This window comes from Bifidobacterium sp. WCA-178-WT-4B, assembly GCF_009696495.1.
GTDB classification, from domain to species: Bacteria; Actinomycetota; Actinomycetes; order Actinomycetales; family Bifidobacteriaceae; genus Bifidobacterium; species Bifidobacterium infantis.
This window is the reverse complement of the sequence record NZ_VULV01000002.1, coordinates 211,754-228,498: the sequence shown is the minus strand read 5'-3', so window position 1 is coordinate 228,498 and position 16,745 is coordinate 211,754. Positions and strand designations below refer to the sequence as shown.

Genomic DNA, 16,745 nt, shown 5'->3' with positions numbered 1-16,745 from the left:
TTACTTGAACATGCGCGAACGTGTGAGGAACCAGGCAACCACACCGGAAAGCACCATGGAGATCACGATGATGAGCAGGAAGCCCCAAGGCTTGTCGGTGAACGGCATGCCCATCATGCCGCCGTCGAAGTTCATGCCGTACATCGAGAAAATCAGCGTCGGGATGGACAGGGTGATGGAGATGATGGTGAAGATGCGCATCACGTTGTTCAGGTTGTTGGACACGATCGAGGCGAAGGCGTCGGTCATGTTCGCAAGAACGCCGCTGTAGATGTTGGCCATCTCGATAGCCTGCTTGTTTTCGGTGATGACGTCGTCGAGCAGGTCCTCGTCGTCCGGATACTGCTTGATGCGCTGCAGGGTGGTGAGTTTCTCCATCACGATCTCGTTCGATTTCAGCGATGTGGTGAAATACACCAAAGTCTTGCTCAGCTCCATAAGCATCACGATCTCGCGGTTTTGCATGGAATGGCGCAGCTTCAGTTCAAGCTTGTCGCTTTCGCGGTCGATGATGCGCAGGTAACGCAGGTACATCGTGGCGTTGCGGTACAGGATCTGCAGGATGAAGCGCGAACGCATGAAGGTGTTGAAGCCTCGGATCGTGCCTTCCATGAACGGGTGGAGCACGGGCGTGTCCTGCATGCAGACGGTGATGATGAGGTTTTCGGTGACGATGATCGACAGCGGGATGGTCTCGTACCAGTCGCGTCCGCCACGCTCCTCCACGGTGGGAATGTCGACGATGATCATCGTGTAATCGTCTTCGACGTCCACACGTGAACGTTCCTCGTCATCCAGGGGCGCGCGCAGGTCGGCCAGGTCGATGCCGGTCTGCGAGGCGACGGTGGCGAGCTCCACATCAGTGGGTTCGCTCAAACATAACCAGGAGCCGTTTTCCGGTTTCTCGATCTGCTCCACCTGGCCATTGATTGAGCTGAAGATTCTCAGCATGTCGCCTCACCCGCCTTCCGCGCTTTCCTACTGTTCTATCGCTGTACGGTTCCAAACCGCAATCAGTCTAGACCCACCGTTCGAATTTGCGAGCGGGGTTTCGCATAGCGACCGTCACCAGACGATTGGCTGCCAACTTGGCATGTGCGGTCCGCGCAGATCGGTCGGCCCGTTCTCCCAGTCGGCGCTGTCGGCGATGGCGGGAGCCTTGTTGTATTCCTCCAACTCCCACAGGGGCTGTTCGGCGGGGATGCCGTTGACGCTGTGGCGCACTTTGAGCCGGCACCAACAGGCGTTGCGCATGCCGCCGAGTGCGTTCATGCCGTCCGGGTCGAGTTCGAGCAGGTTGGAGATGGTGGCGGTAATCCATGAGCCATGGGTGACGAGCATCAGCGTGGTGGGCATGCTGTCTGAATAGGCGGAGTCGATGACCAGTGCGCGCACGGCATCGGCACCTCGCTGGCCCACGGCGGCACGGCTTTCCACACCATGCTTGGTTTCGCCCCCAGTGTGCTGTTTCCAAGAGGCGTAGTCGTCGGCTGCCACGGCTTTGATTTCGGCGCGGGTCATGCCTTCCCACTCGCCGAAGCTGCGTTCACGCAGTCGTTGGTCACAGGTGACCGGCAATCCCAAAATATCGGCGAAGGCGTGTGCGGTCTGCTGGGCACGGAACAGGTCGGAGGTCATCACCACCATGCGCCGGCCGGCGGCGGGAGCCTCCTCGAACTGTCGCGTATCAGTGCGTTCGGCGGCGTCAGGACCGGGCTGGGCGATGGCTTCGGGATGCTCGGCAAGTCGGTTCACCTTGGCCCAGTAATACCGTGAAGCGAGCGCGAATCCGGTCTGATCGACCTGCCATTGGCCTACGATGTCGAGCGGCACATCGATCTGGCCTTGCAAGCGATGTTCGAGATTGTATTGCGTACGGCCATGACGCAGCATCATCACTTCATCGATCATCGGTTTTCGCCACCTCGTTCTCTTGCGGTTTGCCATACTCATCTCAGCACAACCCCTAGAATGGCGGCATGGAGATTTCTGAGTCGACCTGGGCGTTCATCGCCAAACACCGCCGTGAAGATGTGCGTGATGTGGCCTTGCACGCCAAACATGATGGCGACGTGGATGTGCCGTTCGCGCTGGAGCAGATTGCCGGCTGGCAGCGCGCTTCACTTAAGCTACCTGACTGGGCGTCCCATGATGGGCTGATTTTCCCGCCGCAAGTCCCAATGGAACAATGTTCCAGCCAGTTCACGGCTCAATACAAAGCCCGGTTAGCACAGCGATTGTTGGCCAAGGAAGCAGTCGACGACGATTCCCCGACATCCCTAGTCGATCTGACCGGCGGTTTCGGCGTCGACTTTTCTTACATGTCCCGAGTGTTCAATCGTGCCATATATGTGGAACAACAATCCACTTTATGTGATATCGCTCGCCATAATTTCCCAATACTCGGCCTTGGCCACGCCGAAATCATCAATGATGATTCAACAGCAGTGCTTGATACGCTTGGCCGAGCCTCCATGATCTTCCTCGATCCGGCCCGCCGTGACGATCATGGCTCGCGTACCTACGCGATTGCCGATTGCACGCCGGATGTGCTGACCCTGAAGGATACGCTGCTGGCCAAGGCACCGACGGTCATGGTCAAGCTCTCCCCCATGCTCGACTGGCATAAGACCATTACGGATTTCGCCGGCGCGGTGCACGAGGTGCATATCGTCTCCACCGGTAATGAATGCAAGGAATTGTTGCTGGTGTTGGGGCGCGGCCGTTGCGCCTCACCGCTCGTGGTATGCGTCAATGACGGGCAGGTGCTGTCGTACAAGGCCGGCGATAACAGCGACAATCAAACCCCTATCAGCGATTCTGCCTTAGTTGCATGCAATACCTGTAATACCGAGGATCTCCCGGCTGAGGAAAGCGCGAACGGCTTCGATTCCTCGCATTGGAAGTACCTTTACGAACCCAACGCCTCAATCATGAAGGCCGGGTGCTTTGATGTTCTCGAACAGCGCTTCGCCGTGCATCACATCAGCCCGAATAGCCACCTGTTCGTGGCGGCCGAACCTATTTCCGATTTGCCAGGCAGATCATTCGTCATCGAATCCATCGCCACCATGAACAAGAGAGAACTGAAGCAGCTATTGGCCGGTCTCACGCACGCCAACATCTCCGTACGCAATTTCCCCCTAACCGTGGCCCAGCTACGCAAAAAACTCAAACTCAAGGACGGCGGCAGCACCTACCTCTTCGCCACCACTGACGCCCAAGGCCGTCACCTAGTACTGCGCACTAAAAAGCGAAAAAGTGGCTCCCTCTGACGAGGAAGCCACCAATACGTCAGCTAATCAGTCCTTGGCGATGGTCTTGCCGGCGGTCGGACCGGAGGCAAGGTTCTGGATTTCGGTGACTTCGAGAACCGGAATCACGGCCGGCTTCTTGGTGCCCTTTTCCTCGGCGACCTTGACCTGCTCGTTGTAGATGTCGTCGTCAACGTGCAGCACCACGTTGCCGCGGAAGCGGTAGCCCTGCTTCTTCTCGAGGTTGGCGAAGGCGATGACCAGCGGAGAGCCGTTCTTGAGGTTCTCGTAGTGCTGGCCGGCGGTGCGCTCATGGTAGGCGATGTGCGTGTCGTCCAGAACGAACAGAGACATCTTCGGGCCGAGGTCCAGTTCGCCGTCCTTGGAGACGGTGGTGATCCAGCCGAGGTTGTTCTCGATGAATTCCTTGATCTGCGGTGTGATGACTGCCATGTCGAATCCTTTCAAGATTGTTGCGGAACCATGTCTGTTCCTTTCTAGAATACCGGTTTCGCGCGCGACCGGCCCGGGCGCTCACTGTGAGTATCCTCACCTTCACATGGTTTTCATCGCGCTTCCGCCCGCCGGCGGCAATACGGGACGATACGCGCCCGATACCCGCCGACCGGTCGGTTTTGGCCGGTAGTCCCCGTAATCTGTGAGCCAAGAGAGCCACAAGTTTTTCCAACCGTCCAGAGGTGCACCATGGGTTTGGTCGATCGTTGCAACAAGTTGCGCAGCCACTGGTCACGCAGCTTTCCCCCGAATCTCGCCAGACTCATGCTGCTGTGCTGCGCCGCGTTGTGGGGAGGCAGCTATCTGCTCGCCAAAATCGCCATGGAGGCGATTTCGCCCCAATGGCTGATGGGGCTGCGCATGACCGGTGCCTGTCTGTGCATGCTGGCGTTGTTCCATAGGCATATCGTGCCGTATCTGACGCCGAAGATCATCGTGCCGGCACTGGTGGCGGGCCTGACCTATTGGGGTACGATGGTCACCCAGACCGTCGGGTTGCGGACCATCGAGCCCGGGCGCAGCGCGTTTCTGACGGCGGCCTATTGCGTCCTCACCCCGTTCGCCACATGGATCGTCTCGAGGATTCGGCCGAAGGCCATCAACCTGGTCGCCGGCGTGATCTGTCTGGCCGGCGTCGGCTTCGTCTCGTTGAAGCCGGGCGGTTCGTTGTCGCTGGGCGCCGGCGACTGGCTGACCATCGCCACCGCGGTCATCTTCTCGTTCAACCTGACTTTCCTGGGCATCTATACCAAACGGTTCGACCCGATCGCCGTCACCTTCGTGCAGTTCGGCGTCGCCGGCGTATTGTTCATCGCAGGAGCGGCGTTCACCGAACCCGCGCCGAACGCCGGTTGGCTGGCGCCCTCGGTGGTGGCCAGCGTGCTCTACCTGTTCCTCGGCGCCACGATGAGCGCCCAGATCATGCAGAACATCGGTCTGGCCCACGTGCCCGCCTCGCAGGCCTCGATCATCATGTGCACGGAGAGTCTGTTCGCCATCACGTTTTCCGCTTTGTTCTGGGGCGAGAGGATCATGTGGAGCTCACTGGTGGGTTTCGCTTTGATTTTCGCCGCCGTACTGATGTCGGTGATCAGACCGACCGGGCAGTCGCTGCATCGTAATTGACGATGTCCCGCGGCCTGCGGCGACGCGAAACGCACGTGTGTGCGCCGCAGGGCGTGTCCGACCTGCACGAAGACCGATTTTGAAGGTCTCGTGTAGGCCTCGCCCCGCTTCCATCGAGTCTCAGGCAACCTGTCAGCCCGACACCCTACGGTCGTGCATTGTGAAGAAGTTTTTTGAAGGAATCTCCCTCTCATCCATCGTGGCGGGCACCCTTGCCGCCGTCACCTCGTTCCTGCTCGCATCGAAGATCGGCATCGGCGGTTCGGTGATCGGAGCGGCGGCCAGTTACGTCGTCTCCGCCGTGGCCACCAAGATCTACCAGAACGTGCTCACCGCCTCCGGCGAAAAACTCCAATCGGCCTCGTCCTCCGGCAACGGGATCACGAAGGACGCCGAGAACGGCGATGCCGATGGCGGCACCCCCCGAACGGCCGGCAGCCGGACCGACGTTCGAGACGAGCCCGATACGGCGACGGGCGTGACCGCCGATGATGCTTCCTCCACACACAGACCGCGTGAAATCGTGTTCAGCCGGGCGAACGGCAGGACGTACTCGGTCGATGAGCTGCGCAAGTCCCGCTTCCGCGCTTCGAAGCACACCGCCATGATCGTCACCTTGGTGTCCGGCCTGCTCGCCGTGGCGGTGACGGCCGGCGTCGTGATGCTGGCCACGCAGGGACGCGGCACGGACAATCTCGTATCCCCCACCACGACCACGCCCGCGCGCAACGACACCGGCACGCGAACGGGCACCCCCGATCAGAACAACGCTCTGCCCCAGACGGGCACCGGCGATGATTCGAAGGGAACCAGCAAGGATTCGAAAACCGACGCCCCCTCCACCGACCTCGACGCCAACGGTGTTTCGGGTTCGAACGGCGCCGGCACCTCGGATTCGAAAACCGACGGCACCGCCAACGGTTCGAACGGCACCGGCACCTCAAAGAATCCGACCACCGAGGACCCGACCAGCCAAGGCACCGGCGGCAGCCAGACCGGTTCGACCGGCGCCGGCACCGGCTCGACGCAAAAAGATCCATCGGGATCGACTTCAACCAGTACCGGCACCAGCGGCACCAGCGGATCGCCGGCCACCGGCCCAGACGCCGGAGCCGGCAGCACGGGCAAATAGCGCATGCGGAAAGCCCGGCGACCGCGACGTCAGTCGACGGCTAAGTTGAATCCGGGACCACCATGCCGAATATCGCTTGGAGATATGATAAGGGAATGACGCATGAGTCGTTCCCTTATCGTGGTAGTCGTATCGTGACCCTGGCGCCTTTGGTTTCTGCGGAATTACTGAGGAGCAGTTCTCCTCTATGCTGTTTTATGATGACGTCCACGATATATAGGCCCATCCCATAATGCAGTTCGGAGCCTCTGCTCTGGTCTGCCATATAGAAACGCTCTTTCGCGTGCTTCAATGCCTCTTGCGAAAAACCACAGCCACAGTCCGTAATGCAGACATTCAAGTGATCACCCTGGCCATCCGCATCCATATATAGCGGAGAGTCTACGGGCGAGTGCTCTACGGCATTTGAAACCACATTCATCAATACCCGCTCCAACAATACTCCATCCCCAGTTATATGTTTCGGAAGAGCGTGCTGCGTCTGCTGAATCACAATACCTTTATCTTTGCAGATGATTTCAGCTTGAGATATGACATGTCTCCAGAACTCCGGGAAGCATATGTCTTCCATCTGCAATTGATATCCGCAGGATGCTCGGGATATATCAATCATCATCTTTATGTACCGTCTCATCTGCTCAGAGCTTCTCATCGCATACGACAGATAGAGCTTTTGTTCTTCGTCAAGCGTCGTTTCATCCAACAGGTCGATGTTCCCCTGCATAACAGTCAATGGAGTCTTCAGATCATGGGCCAAGGATGCGATCTGCTCTCTCTGCGCTTGTTCACTTCGCCACTGCTGTTCCAATGACTCTTTCAAACTGTTTCGCATACTATCAAAAGATGAAACCACGTTTTCAAATTCAAGTATTCGAGAATGCCTGATAGCGAAATCTAAGTTGTGATTTTCAATCTCTTTAGTGGCTTCTAATATAGGCGTCAATTCTTTTCTCAGCTCTCTGGCGAAATGAACCGTCAAGTAGACGCATAAGCCTAAGCTGTTAGCGATGATCAAAGCGATCAGCAGTATCTCCGGAGACGGTAGGTACTTGTTGCACTGTGCATTGAGATACTGAGAACCTATGACGTACTGCAGAACAATGTACCCATCATCTCGAGTGATGAAGATGAACTGTGTTCTACCGCCTGCATCTATGAGACCCGTCTCGGCAAACGCCAGAGCCTTCTCTTCCTCTTCTTCGTTCATATTCGTATCTATAGATCCATAGTTTCTATCCAACCGAAGGTATTTAATCCCAATGGGCAGATACACGTCTGATACATCTGGCGTTGCGGTGAGTATCGGCACCAGATTTTTCGCTTGCCGTTCGGCATTATCCGCAAACGTTACAAGCCCCATGCTGGAGGCGAACATCATGCAGGCAAAGGGGATGACTACGGACATGCACAGTCCGCAAAGCAGACATACAAGAAATCTATAAAAAGTTCTTGTAAGCGTCGTCTTCATCTTTGTTCCCATTTATAGCCTATCCCCCAGACCGTTACGATTGGTTGAACACCGGCCTCCTCGAACTTCGACCTTATGTTTTTTATATGCGTCGAAATTGTAGAACCATCGCCATCCCCATAGAAGGGAAAAACGGCTTCGTATATTTGTTTCTTTGAAAAAACCTGCCCTCTGTTGCCGGCAAGATATTCGCAGATCAGATATTCGCTTTTCGTCAAAGGCACAGGTGTATTATCCACCAGCAGTTCTTTTGCGGATAGATCAATCTTTATCCGATCAAACGTAAGCGACACATGTCGTTCTCTCTGTTCACGGCGTAGATGCGCATGTACTCTCGCACGTAATTCCGCAATACGAAATGGTTTTGTCAGATAGTCATCCGCTCCTAGTCCAAGACCGGATGTAATGTCTCTCTCCATTGTCTTAGCGGTCAGAAAGAGAATGGGACAGTCCACCAACGAACGTATCTTGCCGCAATAGGTGAATCCGTCCATATCAGGCATCATGATGTCCAATATAATCAGATCATACCCGTTCAGCCCTTCAAGGGGCACATGGGCGGCGGACGTATGGATCGTCACTGAATGTCCATCTTTTTCCAGTCCGTTTTTCACAAGTTCCAAGATGGGTCGATCATCATCAATCATCAGGATTGTCGCCATGATACACCTGCTTGCCTCTTCTATTCCATAATTCATATATGCAATAAAAACGGTCATTGGCGCTTTGCAACATAGAAGACGTCATTTATCCGCACCGCAACGGCTTCAGTCCTCTCTCTACTGTTGATTTCATAAACGTCCTTGTACATCCATTGTTCCCGATGCCGTCCAACGGTTTCCCCATACCAGTCAATTTCCTTCAATTCCTCCTTTGACAAAGGAATCTTCGTCTCTGCATCAAATACGACATCTTTAACAAGAAGATCAATGCGACTTCCTAGTTCACCATCTGACACAGTATCAGAAGTTACTTGATAGACTACGCCATCACAAAGAATCTGGGTCGCATCTCGGGGATTGACCGAGAATCCGCAACTCGTGGATTGTCGCATGTCCTTAAAATCAAACACCCTATCCACGTCTCTGACATCTTCGTCTATGACAGCTTTGTGATACTCGCCATCTATATCCACAATCAGATAGTCGCCGGCATCAGAAGCTGCATACACATTTACGAATGGAAGAACATGGGACTTACCAGGGGCTTTATCCACCAGATCCGATATCTTCGCCAGAGTCTGCAAGGTACCATTCTTAAGATCCTCTTGAAGTATTACCTTTCCCGTCTCGTCCACAGCAACAAGTTGTCGGACATACCCGACCCATGCCCCGAGACCGTTGTTGGAGACCGTATCCTCTAGAATGGTGTAGTCATTTCCCATACAGGAGAACTTCGTCACGTTATCCTTATTCAAATAACATTGCTCTCCGGGATATTCGCTGTTCCCCTCTTGCAACGAACAGCCCGTAAGAGATAGACATGCGATACCAGCACAGAGCAGCGGCAGCATTTTACTCATATCCCTTTGTCCCTTCCCATCTGTGGAACCACATCAGGCTTACGATGAATAGCACCATTGAAGAGACAAGCATGATCATGAATCCTAGTTGGAGTTCATATAATCCAGAATAAAACTGTTCCTCATTAACATATCTCAAGACACAATAATCTATAAACCGCACTCCCCAGCCCCACGGAAGGAACTTCCAGATACAGTCTCCAAGTCCCGTAGCCAGCAATGCCGATAATAGGCTTCCTGTAATACCTATACCCATAACTACACTTTTACCTAGAGTGAAACCAGCAAGTATGGAAATAAGATACAGTGGTATTGCAGACAATATCAACATGGTAAGTGGTCGTATATAGAACGAGAATGGAACGCTTGAATAAAGCAGAGCAAATAAGAAGACACAAAGCGCCGTTGCGGAAGCTGCCAGAATGATAAGATATGCCAATTTTCCGATATATACTGACATGCGCGAAGGAACCACGCCAAGGATTGATTGAAAATGACCTGCTTCATTTTCAAGTTCGACCGTCATACCTACGACGATAGAGATAACAAGTGGAAAAACAATTGCCACAACTTCTAAAAAAGTCGTCACAGCCGTCATCCATCCCCAACCTGATATACGGAAATATCCAGCAAAAACACAGGCCCCGATCACAGGGAAGAGAACATGGATCAGAAGTAATGGCGTATGCCTGCTTTTAAGCCATTCCGCTTGAAGACATCTGATAATACCCGACATCAAAGAACCTCCTGCTTGATAAAGGATCTTGCCGTTGACTTCGCAAGGCCATATAGTAGAAACACCGACAGGCACAGTACCGCGATGCCCAACAGTAAGGGAGTCGACAGGGCACTTCCTTCNACTGATGCTCCAATCGGCAATATTCCCAATGCGGGAACCATAAGGCGATCAACCCAACTATAAGGGCACAGGAACCAAAGGCCTGTGTCCGCCCCAAATATCCCCAGCGTCAGGCTCATTCCAACATTCAATATGAGAGTGGCGAATACACCCACCTTCTTGGTCAGCCATAAGCATAGTGGTATATTCCATGCACTTGCCAGAATGATGCAGAGCGTTCCGAACAATGCCTGCATCGGTCTGATCGTCATGGGTATGCCGAAGATGCGTTGAATAATGAAACCACCTGCAATATTGCACAACATCAGAATTGCATTGGCGAGTGCCGCATAAAGTATGCAGGTGATTATCTTTGCATACCATACCCGCTCTAGGTCGACAGGTAACGACAATATGGCCCTAAACTGTAATTTGCCGCTATCTCTCTGGATTATCAAGATTGATAATAGCGTCACGCAGCCGGGGTACAAGAACACATACCACCAGTTATATGAATTCTGCTGATACCACATAGGAGCAAGCACATTAAGACATACCGTTAGCATAGGGGCTATCCATGCTATTTTCCTAACGAAAGTACCTTTATGTTTCAGGTATTCAGAGGCTATATAATTGATCATACTATCGTTCTTCCTGTGATTTCCTTACAACCTCGACAAATAGTTCTTCCAAGTTCTGATCCTTATTCATTGGTCCTTCATATCCCAAAACACCATTTGAGATGATACCAATATCGTCAGCAATAAGCTGAACCTCCGATAGAATATGACTGGATAGAATAACAGTAATCCCTTTAGATGAGAAGGAACGGATAAGAGAACGTAGTTCTTGTATGCCGATAGGGTCTAATCCGTTTGTCGGCTCATCCAGGATCAACAATTCGGGACTATTCAACAGAGCGATGGCTATTCCCAAACGTTGTTTCATACCCATTGAGAATTGTCCGGCTCTTTTCCGTCCCGCATCTTGCAGATCCACTATTCTTAGAACTTCACCTATCCGGGTTTTAGGAATATCCAGCAACTTCACACGGACTTCCAAATTCTCCGTTGCGGAAAGATTCTCATACAGTGGAGGAGTTTCAATCAAAGCTCCGATCTGTTCCAGATCTCTTCTGCTCCACTCATGTCCATCAAACAGAATCTTGCCACTGGTAGGATGGAGCATGCCCGTGATCATTTTCAGAGTGGTGGATTTACCGGCGCCATTTGGGCCAAGCAGCCCGTATATCGAACCTCTCCGAACGGTTATAGACACGTTATTCACAGCCCTTTGCTTCTTGAAATCCTTACATAGGTTATTCGTCTGTAGAATTGCTTCCATGTTTGCCAATACCCTTTCCTTGTTTTCAAGGTAGAGAATAAACAGCAAAATTGAAGACTTTTTGAAGATTTCAAGATACCGTGCACCCATCCATCCGCAGCGTTCAACCTGCGATATACGCAAACCGTGGCCACGGATCAGGGAAGGGCCCGTCCACCGGATCATCACGAACGTTTCGTTCCATCGAGAACCGTTCAATGGAACGAAACGTTCGTGATCATCCGGCCGACTGCGTGGCGGCGGGAAAAGATGGGGACGGGCGCGTACGGCGAATGCGCTCCAAAGCCAGACCAAGGCAGATGAATGCAACGCCGAACAACGCCACCAGACCAATCGACGACGCCCATGCCACGTAATCCACTCTGGTCACGGCATCAAGCCCGAACGCATTGTCGATGGACGTGCACAACCACCATCCGGGCAGCAGTTTGCCGACCATGTTCTTCGGCCCAAGCAACATCACGGTCAAAGTCTCATGGGGCACCGATACCAATATTATCGGCTCTGAGAACGTCACAGAAATCAAGACATAACTGCACGATGACGAATCATTGAACTCGGACAACTTCACCATCATTTGGTATGGCAACATCTCGACCGTCACCGCCCATGGCGAAAAACAGTCAGGCCAAAGCTACACGTTCAACTGGAAAGAGCCACCCCGAACACCACTTCTCTCAGGTCCCCACAACCGGACAGGCCACACCAAGACATACGCATGGGAATCGTGCGTCCGACACTCGGTTTCGAGCCCATGAGACATTAAGGCCACGACTATCGTTGTATATTCCGAAATTGGACGCAAAGCAGGTATTGGTCGTAACTACATGGTAAAGTTGGCCGTGAAAATTGGCGGAGATACGCATACCAGCGGCCTCAAATCAAACTACGCTTACAAAGACGCAAGGAGAGTTTGGTGGGCGGATGAAACATCTTATTATGATTATTATCCATATTGAGCAAAGTAGTTCGAGTATTTAGGGCGGGGCTATTTGTCCCGCCCTAGTTTATAGATCCCTTCAAAGAAGAGGCGTATGCTATGAAAAAGTTTTTAAAGATTTTTATTTTCCTTGAAGTCATACTCTTTGCCTATATTTTTAATACTTCCATTTACAACATTTATGAAAAGAATAGCATTGCTGCCAAGAATCTAAAAGGGTACGTCTTAGAGGAAACATCGTCAGAAGTTCTCGATAGGTTTTATACGTTATTTACAAAAGAGTATTCTCATAATAAATTAGAGCTTATCAACAATACGCTCACTTCCACAGATAAATCTGTTTATGATCTGTATTGCTTTCCGTTAAATTCTTTTACACAAAAACAGCCTATATCTTCCTCTATCTTATTTCAATATCATGAATTGCAGAAGGAAGATTTTTTAGATAGTGTTGGTGTATTCTATACAGATTTACCAAACGATGCAATCAAAGAGATAGCATCTCGACTGTCCGTCGCGATAAACAACTTTGAAAGCGACTCCATTCCGTACAGTATGGTATTGGAACTAAATCTTGTGAATTTCATAATTTTATTTATTGTAATTCAAATCATATACTGTATTTATACCTCCTATAGTTTGAAAAAAATAGGTATTAAAAAAAGCATGGGCTTTTCTACTATACATATTTTAAAGGAACAAATTACAAATATAATAAAATATTATTCTGTAGTATGCCTAGTATTACTGTTGTTGTTAAATACCTATTACGCATTAACAAACAGGTATGCTTCTTCTTATTTAATAACAAGCGTGCTATTCTTTATTGGAGTTTTAGCTATAAATGTACTTTGTGTTTTAATGACAAGTATTCTAATTAAGTTTGTCTCCTTAGAGGCAATGATAAAAAATAAAACTTTAAATAGCGGCACAAATGTTGTAGTTCAGGCTGTAAAAATAGCTTTTTCAGTAATAATCGCCATTACCATTATTTCATTACTAAATCAAGGAAACTCATTTAGACAAAGCCAACAAGCTGTTTTAGACTATAAGTATCTGGATGGATATTATACCGCCAATGGTTTTAATTCCTCGAAGTATGACTATGCGTTAGCAAACACAAACATATTAGAAAACTATTCCAAGCAAGCATCGGAGATGTACAATCATAACCATTCACTACTGTGTGATTTTAAGACAGACGATGGTTCGCAGACATCACGCCCCTATTATGAACAACAGCTTGCTATCGCAAACAGGAACTATCTGAATGATTTTTCAAATATTAAGCTCAACGGAAAACCATTGGAAGAAGATAAATTCAATGAACCAACCGTATTGGTTCCGCATAAATACAAGAATGATGAACAATCTATTAAAGAATATATCAAGCAAGAATATTTTCGATTGATGAATTACAATCAATTCTATGGAATACCAGGAGAAGAAAGAACTATTGACAAGTTTAATATTGTTTATATCGACGATGCTTCCACAATAAAAGTTAATACAAAGAATGGTTTTTCTGATATAGCTAATCCTATTATCATTGTTGATACAGGCGATTTTGCTGGACTTTACTATCTGGATTCCTTAAATACAAGATGTCTATTTTTCCAAATGAAATCAAGAGAAGACTTTTCTTCCTTGTTGTCAGAATATGGTTTAGAGCAATTAGTTACAGCTGGAACATTACTCACACCTTATTTAATGCAGCTCGAGAATGTGACTTTCGTTCTTAAAACACTCACCATGTTCATGATTGTATTTATAGTGTCTTTACTATTTATTTTGTATATTTCAAATTATGTGGACATCTTTGTAAATCGAAAGAAATATGCGGCAAAAGAGATTTTGGGATTCTCTCATTCTAGAACACTAAAGAATCGTTATATTCTTTGGGGAATTGGACTCATTATATCAGTCATATTGACTGCTATAAATCATTATTTTGCTTTCATTTTCGTGATCATATTTATTGACTACATATTTTGCGAATTGCTTTATAGAACTTATATCTCAAACACTTTATATGAGATTGAAAAGGGAGCATAATTATGTCATTGATTACATTGAAGAACATCAAGAAACAATATGGAAAAGATCAGGTTCTATTTGAAAATCTGTCTTTGGAAATAGAAGAAGGCGAATTTGTGGGGCTTGTGGGGAAAAGCGGTGCGGGCAAAACGACACTTCTAAATATAATAGGATTGATTACTGATATATCTGCGGGAACAATCACTATTGACGGGCATCAAAATGTGTCCATGAACAGTAAAGATGCTATGATTTTGAGAAGATACACAATAGGTTATCTGTTTCAGAATTATGGACTTATAGAAGATGAAAGCGTGTTATGGAATTTAAAATTGGCTCTTGAATATAAGAAAATAAAAAAGAAAGAAAAACTCAAACTAATCGATAAGTATCTAAAGCAATTTGAGCTAACTGATATGCTTGACAAGAAAGTATACCAGTTAAGCGGCGGAGAGCAACAGCGAATTGCAATTATCAAGTTGATTTTGCAAGGAAGTCGGATCATATTAGCCGATGAGCCAACTTCCGGACTTGATAAAGAGAATGAATCGATAGTGATGAAGCTTCTGAAAGAATTAAATGAAAATGGCATTACCATAATCATGGTCACACACAACATGAATTTGCTCGATTGTTTTTCCAAAGTTATAAATGTAGAAAACTTCAGATAGTTTGCCTAAAGGGAGATACACGGTCTTACATGCGTGCAATCTCCCTTTGCATCTCGTCATATCAAGACCCATATTCAATCACGATACATTCATGGTGAACCACTTATCATCCAAGCAATGAACAGTCTTTAGATACTGTATTTATGTAGATAATCAGATTCCCTGTATCGGGTTTTGCTTACAGTAGATTTTCCCAACACTCCTGTCCCTTGAAAACTACAAACATTCACCGCCAGTCGCCTGCGCTTCCATCCATCTTTGATTCCTCATGAAGAACGGCATGGACCCATTCCAAATGCTGATCGGCGGATCATCGAGGTGCGTTCCCAGCATAAGAGCCCCCCTCCGCCGGCTCGCGGTCACTCGTTGCCTTGCCGGCCTGGACTTCTCCGCGACTCCGATTCAATAGATGCGTCCCACGGCCTTGCCCGTGGCGCCCATCACCCTGCGCAAGCCGAGCGCCCGGCGCAACCAGACGCCGCTCACCAAGGACAAGATAGATCGACTCGTGCCATTGCCCCCCCGAATACTACCGGCCCGGCGGGTTCTAGTGATCGTTGCAACACCTGACCTACCGCAAGGAGGGTCAGGTGACCAGGAGCCACCGAAACGAAGACCGTGGCGGGGAACACCGTTGGGCGTTCAACGGCGTCGAATATCCGACGAGGAAGCTGATGTGCGAGGCGAGACGCGCCGAGTACGTGCGCCTGCTGGACGAGGAAGGCATGAACTTCACCCAGGCCGCGCACGCGGTCGGCGTCTCGAAACGCACCGGCAAGGCGTGGCGCAACGGCAGGACGCGCGCCACGGGAAGGAACGAGAAACCCCTGGTGGACCGGTATCGTTCCACCATGGACAAACCCAGGACCCTCCATCCGCGCCACCTGAGCCAGGAGGAGCGCATCCAGATCGCGGACCGTCTGCGTCTGGGCGATTCGATCCGCGCCATCGCCCGCCTGCCGGGCCGCGACCCCGGCACGGTCAGCCGCGAGGTCGAGCGCAACAGGAATCCCGAGTCCGGCGGTTACGAGCCCTACCAAGCCCAACAAAAGGCCGCGGACCGGCTCAAACGCCCCAAACCGCGCAAGGCGGCCGAGGGCACGCGACTGTGGGACGAGATCGCCGCCGGGCTGCGCAGGCATTGGAGCCCGGAGCAGATAGCCGACCGGCCGAGGCCGGACCTCCCGGATAATGGGGATACGCACGCGAGCGTCGAGACGATCTACCAGGCCATCTACCTGCAGGCCAGGGGCGAACTCAAGCAGGAGATCAAACGCGCCATGAGGCAGGGGCGAACCGCCCGCAGACCCCAAGGCGGCCAAGGCCGCAAACCCCGTTTCCGCGAACCCATGGTCATGATCTCGGAGCGACCCCCGGAGATCGAGGACCGGGCGGTCCCGGGCCACTGGGAGGGCGATCTCATCACCGGCAGCCGCAACAAAAGCGCCATCGGCACGCTCGTCAAGCGCACCACCAGGTTCACGATCCTGCCGCACCTGCCCGACGGGCACGACGCCGAACACGCCCGGCAGGCCATCATCGACAAGATGCAGCACCTGCCCAAACTCCTGCGCAACAGCCTGACCTGGGACCAGGGAGCGGAACTCGCCCTGCACAAACGGACCGGCGCCTCGCTGGACATGGCCGTCCACTTCCGCGACCCGCACTCCCCGCGGCAGCGCGGCACCAACGAGAGCACCAACGGGCTCCTGCGCCAGTACTTCCCCAAAGGCACCGACCCATCCGTCTACCCGGAGGACCACCTCGACGCGGTCGCCGAGGAACTCAACGACCGGCCACGCAAAACCCTCGGGTTCATGAAACCAAGCGAGAAGATCATCGAACTGCTCGACGCCGCGTGATAACCTCAACAACCGACAACGTGACCATGGAAGGCC

General features: G+C 50.9%; 16 protein-coding genes. 6 read left to right on the top strand and 10 right to left on the bottom strand.

What is annotated here, in order from left to right; all coding sequences use genetic code 11:
- Together FYJ31_RS02795 and FYJ31_RS02790 are read right to left on the bottom strand one after the other, a co-directional pair.
- Complete coding sequence (locus tag FYJ31_RS02795; RefSeq protein WP_007052681.1) at positions 1–951, bottom strand: magnesium transporter CorA family protein; 951 nt, start codon at positions 949–951, stop codon at positions 1–3.
- A 114-nt stretch (positions 952–1,065) separates the two neighbouring features.
- Positions 1,066–1,911 carry a histidine phosphatase family protein gene (locus tag FYJ31_RS02790; protein ID WP_077425840.1) on the bottom strand — a complete coding sequence of 282 codons (846 nt, stop codon included), beginning with the start codon at positions 1,909–1,911 and terminating at the stop codon, positions 1,066–1,068.
- Between the two features lie 68 nt (positions 1,912–1,979).
- On the opposite strand from FYJ31_RS02790, the gene FYJ31_RS02785 reads away from it, so the two are divergent.
- Entirely contained in the window at positions 1,980–3,275 is a 1,296-nt protein-coding gene (locus tag FYJ31_RS02785) for a class I SAM-dependent methyltransferase (RefSeq protein ID WP_195839419.1), read from the top strand.
- 27 nt (positions 3,276–3,302) lie between these two features.
- Here FYJ31_RS02785 and FYJ31_RS02780 read toward each other — a convergent pair whose 3' ends face one another.
- Positions 3,303–3,707 carry a pyridoxamine 5'-phosphate oxidase family protein gene (locus FYJ31_RS02780; protein ID WP_012577367.1) on the bottom strand — a complete coding sequence of 135 codons (405 nt, stop codon included), beginning with the start codon at positions 3,705–3,707 and terminating at the stop codon, positions 3,303–3,305.
- 252 nt (positions 3,708–3,959) lie between these two features.
- Here FYJ31_RS02780 and FYJ31_RS02775 point away from each other — a divergent pair, with 252 nt between their 5' ends.
- Together FYJ31_RS02775 and FYJ31_RS02770 are read left to right on the top strand one after the other, a co-directional pair.
- On the top strand, positions 3,960–4,895 hold the full coding sequence (locus tag FYJ31_RS02775; protein ID WP_154535912.1) for a DMT family transporter: 936 nt from the start codon (positions 3,960–3,962) through the stop codon (positions 4,893–4,895).
- A gap of 160 nt (positions 4,896–5,055) precedes the next feature.
- Positions 5,056–6,027, top strand: a complete 972-nt coding sequence (locus tag FYJ31_RS02770; protein ID WP_174773122.1) for a hypothetical protein — start codon at positions 5,056–5,058, stop codon at positions 6,025–6,027.
- A 115-nt stretch (positions 6,028–6,142) separates the two neighbouring features.
- Here FYJ31_RS02770 and FYJ31_RS02765 read toward each other — a convergent pair whose 3' ends face one another.
- From FYJ31_RS02765 to FYJ31_RS02735, 7 genes are all read right to left on the bottom strand, one after another.
- Entirely contained in the window at positions 6,143–7,432 is a 1,290-nt protein-coding gene (locus tag FYJ31_RS02765) for a sensor histidine kinase (protein WP_229773824.1), read from the bottom strand.
- Positions 7,433–7,491: 59 nt separating this feature from the next.
- On the bottom strand, positions 7,492–8,157 hold the full coding sequence (locus FYJ31_RS02760; protein ID WP_154535909.1) for a response regulator transcription factor: 666 nt from the start codon (positions 8,155–8,157) through the stop codon (positions 7,492–7,494).
- Positions 8,158–8,210: 53 nt separating this feature from the next.
- On the bottom strand, positions 8,211–9,017 hold the full coding sequence (locus FYJ31_RS02755; RefSeq protein ID WP_154535908.1) for a NisI/SpaI family lantibiotic immunity lipoprotein: 807 nt from the start codon (positions 9,015–9,017) through the stop codon (positions 8,211–8,213).
- Positions 9,010–9,753, bottom strand: coding sequence for a lantibiotic immunity ABC transporter MutG family permease subunit (locus tag FYJ31_RS02750; protein WP_154535907.1), 744 nt, complete (start codon positions 9,751–9,753; stop codon positions 9,010–9,012). The genes FYJ31_RS02755 and FYJ31_RS02750 overlap by 8 nt, the downstream gene beginning before the upstream one ends.
- Positions 9,753–10,496, bottom strand: a complete 744-nt coding sequence (locus FYJ31_RS02745; RefSeq protein ID WP_154535906.1) for a lantibiotic immunity ABC transporter MutE/EpiE family permease subunit — start codon at positions 10,494–10,496, stop codon at positions 9,753–9,755. The genes FYJ31_RS02750 and FYJ31_RS02745 overlap by 1 nt, the downstream gene beginning before the upstream one ends.
- A 1-nt stretch (position 10,497) precedes the next feature.
- Positions 10,498–11,289, bottom strand: coding sequence for a lantibiotic protection ABC transporter ATP-binding protein (locus FYJ31_RS02740; protein ID WP_272955104.1), 792 nt, complete (start codon positions 11,287–11,289; stop codon positions 10,498–10,500).
- 127 nt (positions 11,290–11,416) lie between these two features.
- Complete coding sequence (locus tag FYJ31_RS02735) at positions 11,417–11,668, bottom strand: hypothetical protein (RefSeq protein ID WP_195839418.1); 252 nt, start codon at positions 11,666–11,668, stop codon at positions 11,417–11,419.
- 570 nt (positions 11,669–12,238) lie between these two features.
- On the opposite strand from FYJ31_RS02735, the gene FYJ31_RS02720 reads away from it, so the two are divergent.
- From FYJ31_RS02720 to FYJ31_RS02710, 3 genes are all read left to right on the top strand, one after another.
- Positions 12,239–14,194: a hypothetical protein gene (locus FYJ31_RS02720; RefSeq protein ID WP_154535904.1), complete on the top strand. Its 1,956-nt coding sequence runs from the start codon at positions 12,239–12,241 to the stop codon at positions 14,192–14,194.
- Between the two features lie 2 nt (positions 14,195–14,196).
- Entirely contained in the window at positions 14,197–14,847 is a 651-nt protein-coding gene (locus FYJ31_RS02715; RefSeq protein WP_143724606.1) for an ATP-binding cassette domain-containing protein, read from the top strand.
- A gap of 590 nt (positions 14,848–15,437) precedes the next feature.
- A complete protein-coding gene (locus FYJ31_RS02710; protein ID WP_143724605.1) occupies positions 15,438–16,709 on the top strand; it encodes an IS30 family transposase in 1,272 nt (423 codons plus the stop codon).
- Positions 16,710–16,745: the final 36 nt, after the last annotated feature.

Bases quoted from the DNA above. Each gene is read 5' to 3' on its own strand.
- FYJ31_RS02795 (WP_007052681.1), bottom strand. From the start codon at position 951: ATGCTGAGAATCTTCAGCTCAATCAATGGCCAGGTGGAGCAGATCGAG.
- FYJ31_RS02790 (WP_077425840.1), bottom strand. From the start codon at position 1,911: ATGATCGATGAAGTGATGATGCTGCGTCATGGCCGTACGCAATACAAT.
- FYJ31_RS02785 (WP_195839419.1), top strand. From the start codon at position 1,980: ATGGAGATTTCTGAGTCGACCTGGGCGTTCATCGCCAAACACCGCCGT.
- FYJ31_RS02780 (WP_012577367.1), bottom strand. From the start codon at position 3,707: ATGGCAGTCATCACACCGCAGATCAAGGAATTCATCGAGAACAACCTC.
- FYJ31_RS02775 (WP_154535912.1), top strand. From the start codon at position 3,960: ATGGGTTTGGTCGATCGTTGCAACAAGTTGCGCAGCCACTGGTCACGC.
- FYJ31_RS02765 (WP_229773824.1), bottom strand. From the start codon at position 7,432: ATGTCCGTAGTCATCCCCTTTGCCTGCATGATGTTCGCCTCCAGCATG.
- FYJ31_RS02760 (WP_154535909.1), bottom strand. From the start codon at position 8,157: ATGGCGACAATCCTGATGATTGATGATGATCGACCCATCTTGGAACTT.
- FYJ31_RS02755 (WP_154535908.1), bottom strand. From the start codon at position 9,017: ATGAGTAAAATGCTGCCGCTGCTCTGTGCTGGTATCGCATGTCTATCT.
- FYJ31_RS02750 (WP_154535907.1), bottom strand. From the start codon at position 9,753: ATGTCGGGTATTATCAGATGTCTTCAAGCGGAATGGCTTAAAAGCAGG.
- FYJ31_RS02740 (WP_272955104.1), bottom strand. From the start codon at position 11,289: ATGGGTGCACGGTATCTTGAAATCTTCAAAAAGTCTTCAATTTTGCTG.
- FYJ31_RS02720 (WP_154535904.1), top strand. From the start codon at position 12,239: ATGAAAAAGTTTTTAAAGATTTTTATTTTCCTTGAAGTCATACTCTTT.
- FYJ31_RS02715 (WP_143724606.1), top strand. From the start codon at position 14,197: ATGTCATTGATTACATTGAAGAACATCAAGAAACAATATGGAAAAGAT.